Origin of the sequence: Wolbachia endosymbiont of Glossina morsitans morsitans, from assembly GCF_000689175.1 — a bacterium.
GTDB lineage: Bacteria > Pseudomonadota > Alphaproteobacteria > Rickettsiales > Anaplasmataceae > Wolbachia > Wolbachia pipientis.
Map to the genome: position 1 here is coordinate 1 of NZ_AWUH01000097.1, position 12,149 is coordinate 12,149.

General features: G+C 33.4%; 8 protein-coding genes, 1 other RNA gene and 6 pseudogenes. 3 read left to right on the plus strand and 12 right to left on the minus strand.

The window, feature by feature from the left end:
* The 3 genes and pseudogenes from WGMM_RS06625 to WGMM_RS02215 all read left to right on the plus strand — a co-directional run.
* A partial coding sequence (locus tag WGMM_RS06625; protein WP_038249436.1) for a hypothetical protein occupies positions 1–208 on the plus strand: 208 nt, incomplete at its 5' end.
* Positions 184–597 (plus strand): annotated as a pseudogene (locus WGMM_RS07475) (transposase); the annotation flags it as partial. The gene WGMM_RS06625 and the pseudogene WGMM_RS07475, both read left to right, overlap by 25 nt.
* 199 nt (positions 598–796) lie before the next feature.
* Positions 797–2,090 (plus strand): annotated as a pseudogene (locus WGMM_RS02215) (IS4 family transposase).
* 101 nt (positions 2,091–2,191) lie between these two features.
* On the opposite strand, the gene ispG reads toward WGMM_RS02215, so the two are convergent.
* From ispG to WGMM_RS02255, 12 genes and pseudogenes are all read right to left on the minus strand, one after another.
* On the minus strand, positions 2,192–3,472 hold the full coding sequence (gene ispG / locus WGMM_RS02220; RefSeq protein WP_038249439.1) for a flavodoxin-dependent (E)-4-hydroxy-3-methylbut-2-enyl-diphosphate synthase: 1,281 nt from the start codon (positions 3,470–3,472) through the stop codon (positions 2,192–2,194).
* A gap of 16 nt (positions 3,473–3,488) precedes the next feature.
* Positions 3,489–3,975, minus strand: a pseudogene (locus WGMM_RS02225) (TRP75-related protein); the annotation flags it as partial.
* Positions 3,976–4,216: 241 nt separating this feature from the next.
* Positions 4,217–4,753, minus strand: a complete 537-nt coding sequence (locus WGMM_RS02230) for a hypothetical protein (RefSeq protein ID WP_038249442.1) — start codon at positions 4,751–4,753, stop codon at positions 4,217–4,219.
* 154 nt (positions 4,754–4,907) lie between these two features.
* Positions 4,908–7,048, minus strand: a pseudogene (locus WGMM_RS02235) (DNA translocase FtsK).
* Positions 7,049–7,327 (minus strand): YggT family protein, encoded by a 279-nt coding sequence (locus WGMM_RS05630; protein ID WP_081818064.1) that lies wholly within the window; start codon positions 7,325–7,327, stop codon positions 7,049–7,051.
* Between the two features lie 171 nt (positions 7,328–7,498).
* Positions 7,499–7,603: pseudogene (locus WGMM_RS06630) on the minus strand (type II toxin-antitoxin system RelE family toxin); the annotation flags it as partial.
* Positions 7,604–7,705: 102 nt separating this feature from the next.
* Positions 7,706–7,999, minus strand: coding sequence for a type II toxin-antitoxin system RelE family toxin (locus WGMM_RS05640; RefSeq protein ID WP_338062971.1), 294 nt, complete (start codon positions 7,997–7,999; stop codon positions 7,706–7,708).
* Positions 8,000–8,397: 398 nt separating this feature from the next.
* Positions 8,398–8,685 carry a ClpXP protease specificity-enhancing factor SspB gene (locus WGMM_RS02240; RefSeq protein ID WP_240991870.1) on the minus strand — a complete coding sequence of 96 codons (288 nt, stop codon included), beginning with the start codon at positions 8,683–8,685 and terminating at the stop codon, positions 8,398–8,400.
* Between the two features lie 173 nt (positions 8,686–8,858).
* Positions 8,859–9,195: a transfer-messenger RNA gene (gene ssrA, locus WGMM_RS05650) on the minus strand.
* Positions 9,196–9,318: 123 nt separating this feature from the next.
* Positions 9,319–9,897 carry a CvpA family protein gene (locus WGMM_RS02245; RefSeq protein ID WP_038249445.1) on the minus strand — a complete coding sequence of 193 codons (579 nt, stop codon included), beginning with the start codon at positions 9,895–9,897 and terminating at the stop codon, positions 9,319–9,321.
* 57 nt (positions 9,898–9,954) lie between these two features.
* A complete protein-coding gene (locus tag WGMM_RS02250) occupies positions 9,955–10,551 on the minus strand; it encodes a riboflavin synthase (protein WP_038249448.1) in 597 nt (198 codons plus the stop codon).
* 181 nt (positions 10,552–10,732) lie between these two features.
* A pseudogene (locus WGMM_RS02255) lies at positions 10,733–11,904 on the minus strand (hypothetical protein); the annotation flags it as partial.
* Positions 11,905–12,149 lie beyond the last annotated feature (245 nt).

The window sequence follows — 12,149 nt, forward strand, 5'->3', positions numbered from 1 at the left end:
GATGGTCCGTAATAAAAAAAGTAGGCTATTTAAAAAATTCACTCGGAATGGTTTTATTAAAGATTTAGTTAAGCGAATTGAGATTAATTTTGAGGATGTAAACATCGTGTTTAGAGTAAAAGAGCTTCCAGACTCTTTTCATATGGAGAAAAATCAATGCTTGCAATGTTGTTGTAGGGGTAGGGATGGCTATATTTGGCAACAATAATCGATCTATATTCACGCATGGTAGTTAATGAGCAGTTCAATAAATAAACAATTGGTTATGGACTCTTTATTAATGGCCGTTAACAAGCGTAAACCTGCCAAAAATCTACTATTACATAGTGATCAAGGTTCACAATATACTTCGCAAGGTTATCAATATCTCTTATCCATAAAAAACATAGATGAGTTATAAAGGTTGTTGTTACGACAATTCTGTTGTGGAAAGCTTCTTCAGTTCTCTAAAAAGGGAGTTACTAATAGACACCTCTCGGCACTCTAAACAGCATATCAAAACTGCTATATTTGAATATATAGAAATTTTTTATGACAAACAACGTCACTATTAACTATTGCATTCCTGAGCATTTTGATTCATCATTCTCTTTGTGAAAAACATTCCAAACTTTCTCTCCACTTTTTCTGGGTAAGGTCAGTCAAACCTCCATTTTTTTTATATCAATTTATTACTTTTTTTTCGGTTTGACACACTTTTTTGAACCATACGCGTCAAGTCAAGGAAATAAAGGTATGAAAGAGATAGAATAATAGGGTATAAGTTCTCCCAGATATACTTTTAGTGAGAGAACCAATGAATAAAATAACTTGCTTATCAAAAAAGCTCAAAGAATTTTTTAATGAAAAAGCAGAGAAAATCTCAATTACAACAAGGTTTATAAAAAGAAAGAGAAAGCTAAAAGGTTCATCATTCGTAAAAGCCATGGTCTTGGGTAATATAGGAGTTGATAATTGTAGCGTAGAAACAATGTGTCAATTACTAAACGAGGACTCGATAGATATAACAAAACAAGGTTTGCATTTTAGATTTACTGAAGAAGCAGTGGAATTTATGAAAAGGATGTATACTGAATCTGTGATTCTCTTTAAAAATATCTTGCAAGTTGATTGCAAAATCTTACAGCAATTTAATAGTGTTAAATTATTGCACAGTAGCTATATTACTCTACCTAACAGTATGGAAGAGATGTATAAAGGTTATGGTACTAGCTACAGTGGCTATGAAAGCAATACTGAATCTGGAATAAAGTTACAATTAGTTTTCGATTACATGAATCAGATAATAGACCAACTTAATTTAACGGAGGGAATAAGATCAGACCAGGGATATAGGAAACATTTAAGTAATATATCAAGCAATGATTTGCTAATATCTGATCTCGGTTATTTTGTGCCAAGTTCTTTTAAACAAATCAATGAAATAGGAGCTTATTTCATAAGTCGTTATAAATCCGATACCAACGTATATGATGTAGAAACAAATCAAAAAATGGAGTTATTAGAATGTTTAGAGGATAAGTTATTTTTAGAAAACGAGGTATTGTTAGGAAAAGAAGCAAAAATTAGAGTAAGAATTATATGTCAGAAACTAACTGAATATGGCCAGGAGAAGGAAAGCTAATAGATTAGCAAGATCGCAGGATCCTCTAAAAGAAATCAAAACTGGTATAACTAATGTTCCAGAAAATAAAATTAGTGCTGAGCAAGTATTAACGATTTACAGAGTAAGGTGGCAAATTGAGTTATTATTTAAATTGTATAAAAGCCATATCAGGCTTGATAAGCTAAAAGGAAAGCCATGCAGAGTATTATGTGAACTATATACTAAATTGTGCGCAATTCTTATATTTCACGGCATAGTTGGTTGCACAGAAGTGAAAAAGAATACAGAACTTAGCTTAACAAAGGCATTTATTGAGCTAAAAAGGCGGGTTAGAGAGTTATTTTTAGTATTAACCAAAATTAATAGTTTAAAAGCATTTCTTAAAAAACTCATTATAACTTGGTCGCGATTTTCATTAAAAGACAAACGTAGAAGGGCTAGAGTATCCACTTTAACCTCTCTAAATTTGTTCACAATCTCTTAACTTGACGCGTATGCTTTTTTGAACATTCCCAACGAAAAAAGAAAAACAAGGTTTAATTTTCTTTTTTATTTGCGATTTATCTATTAATTAACCGTGAAAGGTTACGTGTAATGCTTCTTCACATAATTATCAATAATTGCCTTAAATTCTTCAGAGACATTATCACCTTGTAAAGTTTTGAAATATTTGCCGTTTTTGTAGACTGCTGAAACAGGTTTTTCTCCATATCCAGGTAAGCTGATTCCCAAATTTGTGTGTTTGCTTTCTCCAGGGCCGTTTACTATGCATCCCACAACAGCAATGCTCATATGCTCTACACCTGGATTTTTTTTCTTCCACATCGGCATATGAGTTTTTATATAGCCATTCACTTCTTCAGTTAATATACGAAAACGATCACTGCTCGTGCGCCCACAACCAGAACATGAATTAACCTGAGGGTTAACGTATCGCAAGCCTATAGACTGCAATATTTCCTGACACACCGCCACTTCTTTAGTACGCGATTCACCAGGACGTTGAGTCAAAGAAGCCCGTATGGTATCTCCAATGCCATTTTGCAATAAATAAGTAAGCCCCGCTGCGGTATTTACCACACCTTTATTGCCCACACCAGCCTCAGTTAAACCCAAATGCAATGCATAATTGGAAGATTTTGCAAGTGCCGTATAAACTAAAATTAAATCTTGTACTTTGCTAACTTTACATGAAATGATTATTTTGTTTGAACTTAGACCAATTTCTTTAGCTTTTTTTGCACTATCAAGAGCAGACATTACAAGTGCTCTGCGCAGTATAACGTCAGAAGGCCTTGAATTACTAAGCAAAGAGTTTTCATCCATCAGTTTTTGTAAAAGGTATTTATCAAGACTACCCCAATTTACTCCAATTCTAACCGGAAGATCGTGCATTATTGCATACTCTATAATCCTTTCAAACTTCTCATCACGTTTGTCGCCAAAGCATATATTGCCTGGATTGATTCTAATTTTACCCAGCATTTTGATGTTGTCTGGATAATCTTGAACTAATTTATCTAGCTCATATTGACCGCAGCCTACCAATATTTTACCGTTAAAACCTTCTTTATTTATCTCTTCTACTATATAAGGTATTGCCCTTGCTACCTCCTCTGAGTTCAATGCAATTCGCACCAATTCTGAACCTGCACGCGCTAGTTCTGTTATCTCTTTTGCATAATGTTTTGCGCTACTTTTTATATTATCAGAATCTATATGCACACCAAGCGCCATAGATTGTACAACTACAGGATTATTTCCGCCTATCTTTACATTTCCAACTTCTACAACATGAGTTTTGTGCCTGGACATTGGCGATAATTCACATGCATCGTCATTCAATATCAGGTCTGTATCTAGCATATTATTAATTGTGATACTATTTTACTGTGTCAGCTACGCTGCCAAACGAACTTGAACCATTCAAACTATAAGCATCTACGTTATGCAAATTAGCAATAGAATCATGTGAGCACGTTCTTCTTGAAGGAGTTTCTTTTATAGTGATATTTATAGGAGAAACTTTCTTTTCTCGTGTTGAAGTAACTTTCTTCCCTTCTTGTTGTTCACTTTCATGCTGCTTACTTTCATACTGAGAAACTGGCTCTTGATCTATAAATACAGCACCCTTTAAACTTGCGATATTAATACCATGCTGATTTATCATAGCGCTCTCTTCATCGTCGACTATGCACGCTTTGGCTCATTATCAAGACTAGCAATTTTTTTCTCTTTTAATTGTTTGATTAGATCTTCTTTATTTGTAGCTCGATCTTGTGACTTTTTTTCTTGAGCAATTCCCTACGCTTCTCATACAGTTTATATGACTCAGCAAAATCCTCATCTGTATGAAAGTTTGCACCACCAACAACATTAATATAAACAAAACTTTAGAAAAAATCCTAAGCATATGGTGCTATAGTAAATATCGTGTTTTAAAAGATAGCAATTAACAAACTTTAAGTAAACCAGAATCTTTACTAACTTTACAATACAAATATTTTTCTAAAAAGTGATATGTTTGCTATCAAAAAAACCTACATAGCCTAAGAGAAGAGAAAGGTGTTACAAGTTGCGTAACACCTTTTCAAGAAAAGTGTTATGCAGCTATATGTTTGCAACTTTTAAGTTATTCTGTAGTTTTTCAGTATCATCGGTAGTATCTACATTATTAAGTTTTGCGTCTGGTGTATCTTTAGACAAGTTCTTTTCTTTCTCCCTTTCACACTTAACTCCCTGATAGATACAGAATGCAACAAAACTAGTTATCGCTATTACGGCAACAGCAGTGGCTATAGTACAAATTAGTAGTGTTTTTTCTTGATCTGCTACTGCCTCTGCAAGTGTTTCCACTTTTTTTTGCAGGCCGTTTAAGTGCTCTTGCATACCTTGAAACTGCTCAGTACCAATCTTGTCTTTTAATGCGCTAAAAACTTTTTCAAACTGCTCAGCATCTATCTTTTGAGCTTCTTGCCATTCTTTTAATGCACTAAATACCTCTTCAAACTGTTTAGCATCTATCTTTTGAGCTTCTTGCCATTTTTTTAATGCACCAAAAACTTTTTCAAACTGCTCAGCATCGATTTTTTGACTTTCTTGCAATTCTGTTACATCTAACCAGTTGCACAAAATTCCTTTTACCATTTTAACCCCCTAGTTAATTAATATATTATAATTTTACATTCCCAATGTTTAAATTATTATTAAATTAACTGTCATTATGTATTGACCTTTTAATAATTTTGTTTGACTTGCTTTTTGAAAGCGCGGAAACTTAAATTAAGCTATTACAAGATTATTATTCAACCAATATCTCTCTTTTCCCTGAGTAATTTGGAGCGGTGACAATACCTTCCTTTTCCATACTTTCAACGATGTTTGCTGCTCAGTTATAGCCTATTCTAAGCTGCCTTTGAATGTAACTGGTTGAAACTTTTTGATCTCTTTGAATGATGGCCACTGCTTGGTTATAGACGTCATTTTCTTCATCCTTCGTTTCATCGTGTGACTCTGTAGAAGAATTTTCATCTTCTTTAGTGATTTCCTCCATGTAGTCTGGCTCACCTTGCATTTTCAGATGATCAACTATATCTTGCACCTCATTATCACTTTCAAATGGGCCATGAACTCGAATGATACAAATGGGCCGTGAACTCGAATGATCTTACCACCAGAGGCCATATAGAGCATGTCACCCATGCCGAGCAATTGTTCAGCCCCTTGTTCGCCAAGTATTGTACGGCTATCTATCTTAGAAGTAACAGCAAAACTGATTCTCGTTGGAAAGTTCGCCTTTATCACACCTGTGATCACATCCACAGATGGGCGTTGTGTTGCCATTATGATGTGTATTCCTGCAGCACGAGCCATCTGAGCTAAGCGTTGAATAGAGCACTCTATTTCTTTGCCGGCAACAAGCATCAAATCTGCCATTTCATCCACGATCACTACAATATATGGAAATGTTTCCATCTTGATTGGTATTTTTTCAAACAGAGGTTTGCCTGTTGTTGAGTTAAAGCCAATCTGCACAATGCGCTCCAATTCTATTCCACTATTCATCGCTTCTGTGATTTTTTGATTATAGTTTATAACATTGCGTACATTCAAATACGACATCATGCGATAGCGATTTTCCATTTCTTTCACTATCCACTTAAGAGCGACTACAGCCTTTTTTGGCTCTGTTACCACTGGCGTTATTAGATGTGGTATTGCATCATATATTGAAAGCTCAAGCATTTTGGGGTCGATCATTATCATCTTGCATTCGTCAGGACTTAATCGATAAACGAGTGAAAGAATCATAGTGTTAATCGCAACTGATTTACCAGACCCTGTGGTTCCAGCAACGAGCAAGTGAGGCATTTTAGTTAGATCTGCAATAACTGGTTTTCCACTTATTTCTTTGCCAAGCGCAATTGGAAGATTTAAGTTTGCATTTTGGTATTCTGGTGATTCAAGCAAATCACGCAGCATTACAATTTCCCGTTCCTTGTTCGGCAACTCTATTCCCATAGCATTTTGCCCACGAATTATTGAAATACGTGCAGAGAGTGCACTCATCGAACGTGCAATGTCATCTGCAAGGCCAATTACTCTTGCAGATTTCGTACCAGCTTGTGGTTCAAGTTTGTATAAAGTCACAACCGGCCCATAGCATACACTGATAATTTTTCCTTGCACGCCAAAATCACTCAGGACTTGTTCCAGCAGAGATAAATTTTTATTGCTCTCCATTTCATTCAGCTGTTTTCTCTGCAAAGACTCCTCTGCTTTGGAAAGTAAATGAATGCTGGGAAATTCGAACTCACTGAAAATTTCTTCGGTAGCTTTTTTCTGTCTTTCTTTTGGTTGTTGTTTAGTAGTGATTTTAGTTCTATGTTTTTCTTCTACTACTAATGGTGCAATTGAATACTCAGTAGTTTTATGTGATCTGAAGAATGGAACATTTACAAATAAGCAAGCTATTTTTTTACATAAGAAGAATGGAGAGTAAATTGCTCTCTTCCAACCAACAGATCCTACAAGACCTATTAATGTTACTATCACAAATACATAAAACGGGCAGTTATTAACGAGTGCATTCCCTATTATTCCACTGTGTCTGTACCTTGCTGTGATGCCTAGCGAAAGTTGTGGTAATATAGCACATACCCCTAAATTGATTAATATTAAATAGAGAATTTTCAGCAGTATTTTTGCTGGCCTGAAGATCAACAAGTAAACTATGGTTGTAGCTATTGTAACACTAGTTAATCCAAGAAATTGAACCAATATATCAGCTAAATATGAACCTACTATTCCACCTAAATTTGTCACTTCCTCATTTGTAGCCGTGTTTAAGGAAGGATCTTTATAGTTATAGCTAAAAACTGATATATATATATATATTAAAAGGGATAGATATATTGCTGATCTTAGATATTTTTTTAACATCTACCTAAAGTAGTAAGCTACTGTATATTTTACAAAGTGAATTGTTATTAGCAATATCATTATAGATAAATCTAATCCGTTGAACGGTGGTATATATCTTCTAATAATCTTTAGTGGTGGATATGTCAATTGGTTCAAGATGTGCATTATGCTACTGACAGTTTCATTATATATGTTCACCATATTAAGTTTAACCAACCAGTTTAGGACAAACCAACATATTAGAATGAAGCTATAAAGATCAAGTAACGTATTGAGTAGATATATGATTGGATGCATACATATCTGTTACACGAAAGTTATATAAAAGACAAGTATTTAGCCTTTTCAAACTCAAAATGTTGTTTTTGCTGAACCAAAAAAAACTTCATTTTTTGAGCTGGGCAAAGCCACCTAAAGTAGAGAATGGACAAGGAAGCAGGGGTGTATAATATATAGTAATGTTGGTATTTATTTCTTATAAATATCATCTCTATGTCCTATCCCTGTGATAGTTACTATATGATCTAATTGATTTACTCTGTAAATTACACGATAGTCACCAACTCTTAGCCTTCTACATCCTTTTAATTATATGTTGTATAATTATACAACATTTTTTTTAATTTTTCAATAAAGAAAGGAAGGAGGGCTGTATAAAAATATATTTAATGTTTATCAAGTAGCCTTCTCATAAATGATGTCTCTATGTCCTGCTGTAGCAACAAATACCTTATGTTTTGCAATATTTACAGTATAAATAATTCGATAATCACTAACCCTTATTCTTCTATACCCTTTTAGCCTGCCACGTAATGGTTTACCAAATTTAATTGGATCAGTTGTAAGCCGCTCGTTTATCGTTTTTGTAATCCTTGATCTTATTGTATTTGGAAGATTTAGAAAATCTCTTTCAGTAAAGTTATTTGAGTGGACAATGTCGTATTTCAGTTTATGTCCTCTCCCTTTCAGATAGTACTGTGTTCCAGTCTACATCCTCACATTCCTTAATAGTTTTATATAACGCAATATCTTCTACTTCGCACTCGATTCCTTCGATGACTAACCTTTTTGCTAGTTCTTGAACGGATTCCTTGGTGATTTCAGCTAACTTAGTAAGGTTATGTGAAGTTTTTGGTCAAAAGTTATACTAATTCCTGAATCTGTCATATGTTTTACCAAAGTCTACTAATAATTATACAACATTTTTCTGAATTTTTCAATAAAGGAAGTTGATGATATGTAAGAAAAATTTTGCCACCTGCATTAATAAATAATTAAAGATTTAGCATATTTATCTACCCTCTATTCTATTACTTAAGTTAGATCACTTTTTTCTATTAATATTTTTTGTTTATAAAGATGAGCAGTTACTCATCACGCAGTTGATCTATGGATATAATACTACCGTTTGATAGTTTTTCAGTATATTTTTCACTTTTGTATTCTTTATCAGAGTCGATACTGATTTTGTCAAATATTAAAACATCTCCTGAAATTTTATCACGAAACTCACTAATAGCAAAAAACGGTATAGTAATTCGCTCTTGTTTTCCTTGAAAACTCAAACTGACGCTAAATTTATCCTCAGAAACTTTTAAATCATAGAATTGATGCTGTAATATAATAAGCATTTGAGTATGGTATGACTTTTTCAAACGTCACACCATTAAAATATGTGAAAAATAATATTTAATTAATATATATAAGTGAGGGATAAAACCATTACCTGATATAACATCTAAAGTCTTTTTGATAACTTGAAACTTAGCAGAATTAAGCAGTTTTTTGTAATCTGTTTGCTCCATATAACTTTCACATACGTAAATTTTGGGGGAACGTCTGTTACCCGGCGTTCCCTGAACCGTGCTTTTGTAATAAATTGGTTGTGCTAAATTAAGCAGCAACACAACATTCATTACTACCAGCAGCAAAGTTATCGTTTGCATTTAAATTATGAACTCTTAGCGGTGGTGTCTAACCGAGCAAAGCTACCATCTTTACTATGCATGTCGATCCTTATTCGTCCCCGTATAAATTAAAAAACATGGTGAAGACGCCGAGTACCGCCCTCGGGTCCAATACACCTATTACAAGGTAATTTTATTGCTATAGTACACAAAATGTACATAGCTATTATATAGCAACATTAAATAAATGTCAAGATATTATGACCTTAAGTTGATTTATTGCTAAAACAAAATTAATTTTCCAGTAAAAAATTCTGTGCTCTTAACCTGACACATATGGCTTTTTGAATACTCCCAATGAAAATATTTATAAATAAATATTTACTCTTCTTTTTTATTGTTTTTAGGTTTTTCTTGATCAACCATTTCTCCACCGATCTCTTTTATTTTTAGTATCAACGACTCCGGTACATACATGTCAATTACTTCTTCTGCTGTCACAAATAAAGCCTGATAAGAGTGTGAATTTATTATCCAATTAGGCAATATGTCTTCTGCTTCTATTTTATACTCTCCCTCTTTTTTGTCATATATTGTGTAGCAATATAAGTGCACAGCAAAAAATAATACATAAGAGAGCAATATTCCTTTAAGCACTCCGAGAAAGATTCCAGTAACTCTATCGATAAACCCCAACCTTATGGGTGATAATATGTACATTAGCCAGTTATTTATTATCATGAATATAAGATTAGGTATAATAAATACAGAGATTGTAGAAAGTATGTTTAGTGTAACTTTAGAATCAAAATATTTACTATAATTTGGAGCGAAAAAATCATATTGATTAGCTGTCAGAAAGACCGATAAAAATAGAAACATTAGTGCGCATAGCTCTTTTATAAAGCCTCTAGTTACGCATAGAACAACAATGAAGATAATTAGGCTATCGAAAAGCATGTTTTATATCTATATGGTTTTCAAGATATAATAGTTGTAAATAACAAGGTTGTAAAATTAATTGTATTTATGTTGCATCAATTGATCTAAATACCTAGCGATCATGTCAATTTCTAAATTCAAATAATCATTTACTTTGTTGTACTGAAAAGTTGTATTTTCCCATGTATAGGGAGTGATATTTGCTGTAAATTCCTGATTAATAACTGAATTCAATGTGAGAGAAACCCCATCTAGTGTAACGGAGCCTTTTTTTGCAACAAATTTAATTAATTCTTGCGAGCATGATAGCTTGATTTCATGAGAATCTAAATTTCGCTCAATTGTTAAAATTTTTACTATCCCGTCAACATGACCCTGAACTAGGTGGCCATCGATCTTATCGCTTAATCTCATTGCTTGTTCGAGATTTATTTTTTTTCCTATTCTCCACGTATTTAAGTTAGCAACCTTCATAGTTTCTTGAGATGCTTGGACTGTAAATGTATCGCTCATTATATCAACAACAGTTAAACACACACCAGAGCAAGCTATTGAATCTCCTTTATTTATAGAGGATAAATTTTGTGTCTTGATATGGAAAATTTGATCAGAGTTGGAGTGAATGGTAGTATCAGTTATAGTCCCGATATCCGTGATAATTCCTTTAAACATATGGTGAAAATAAATAATTTTACCATGAAAAATTTTTTACAACAACTTATTTCTATTTTGTTATAGTTAAAGTAATTCTGGTTTACCGACAATTTAAAAAACGACAAATTCGTCATCCCGCTACGTGTTAGCGGGATCTAGAGATACCGTGACGGTATGACGTAGGAAAACTGAGCCTGCACTAGCTATAGGCGCGAGAAAGGGGATCGTTTTCACTTACTTGTTCAATAGATTCTATAGAATATTCAGAATATATGAAATAAGCCAAACTCAGAACACATAATACAGTTAATATTGATAACCCTATGTTCAATGCTAGCCCAATACTTTCTCTTTTTTCTGGTGGCACTAATCCTTTTAACATTGACACTTTTCCTGATGGAAAATGCCATAAGCAAAGTGTTGATGCAGATGCTACTATTATAAATAGACAAAAATAAGCCTTTTTTGAGGAAAATACAGTTTTTAACGGTGATTTGAGTGCAATGTTAGTAGGCGGTAGAGTTTTAGCTTCATTTGTTGCTGGTGAAGGATCTTTAATTGGTAAAGGGTTTGTAGATTTATGAGGAGTGTTCTTATGTTGCGTAGGAGGTTGTTGTATATAAACACCTGAAACTAATTGCTCTTTTTTTCTATATACTTGTTTTTGTAAATATTCTTTACCTAAAAGTGAGTTACTAAGAGGTTATGGCCTTTCGAGTATCTGTAATACTTCTGATATCTCGCCTGGCTCTAATATTGCATGTAATTGTTTATCTTGAAAGTAAACAATATTGAATACTGAGCTGAAAATATTGCAAAATGTTTCTGGATCTTGATTTTTGTATCCACTCATCACTTCAATAAATATTTTATCGAGTTTTTTCCCCCTGTGCTCAATTTGGTTATCTATCATAGCTACTCTAGCATCATTTCGTGCTTGTTTTATGGTAGATTGTTTTTCTTCTTCTGTTCTTGAGGTTGCTTTTTCGATTTTTTTCTATTAGGTTTAAAATACTCTATGTGCGAAGTAGTTTGACCTACATTCTGTTCTGCTTCTTGAGGTATTGGATTTCCTATACTACTTGGATCCATGTCTCTTTTTTTCTGGTCAAGCGCTGGAATGACACCAAATGGTATATTGTTGTTCTGTATAGAAAGTTTTGGTGTTCTTAAAAGGGATAACCTTATTACATCATTAAAAAAATTAGATAAGGGAAGGAAGATTCTATATTTTGGTATATTAGCTTTTATTGCAGCAGTAACCACTGGAGCTTTACAATTTACTTTGCTTCCTATGTTAAAGCCAAACGAGCCTGTAAATGGTACAATTTGTCTATTTTGTGCGTTTTTTTGCTTAGTTTCACTTCCTTCTGTGGGTTACAGTCATTACTTCTGGTGGAATAATAGGTGAAGTTAACAAGGTTGATGGAGCAAATGCACAATTTATAATAGAAATAGCACCAAAAAATTGAGATAAAAGTTCTAAAGTCCGCTATATCTGAGGTTTTAAGCAAAGAAACTCAAAAAGTAGCAGCTAAACCAATGGAAAAAGCAAAATCGAAAAGAGTGATAAAAAGAATAAAAATCAACCACCAGAGGAAAGTAAAAATGGAAAA

Excerpts from the sequence above, each read along its gene's own strand:
- WGMM_RS05630 (WP_081818064.1), bottom strand. The coding sequence starts at position 7,327 with ATGCATCCAATCATATATCTACTCAATACGTTACTTGATCTTTATAGC.
- ispG (WP_038249439.1), bottom strand. The coding sequence starts at position 3,472 with ATGCTAGATACAGACCTGATATTGAATGACGATGCATGTGAATTATCG.
- WGMM_RS02230 (WP_038249442.1), bottom strand. The coding sequence starts at position 4,753 with ATGGTAAAAGGAATTTTGTGCAACTGGTTAGATGTAACAGAATTGCAA.
- WGMM_RS02245 (WP_038249445.1), bottom strand. The coding sequence starts at position 9,897 with ATGCTTTTCGATAGCCTAATTATCTTCATTGTTGTTCTATGCGTAACT.
- WGMM_RS02250 (WP_038249448.1), bottom strand. The coding sequence starts at position 10,551 with ATGTTTAAAGGAATTATCACGGATATCGGGACTATAACTGATACTACC.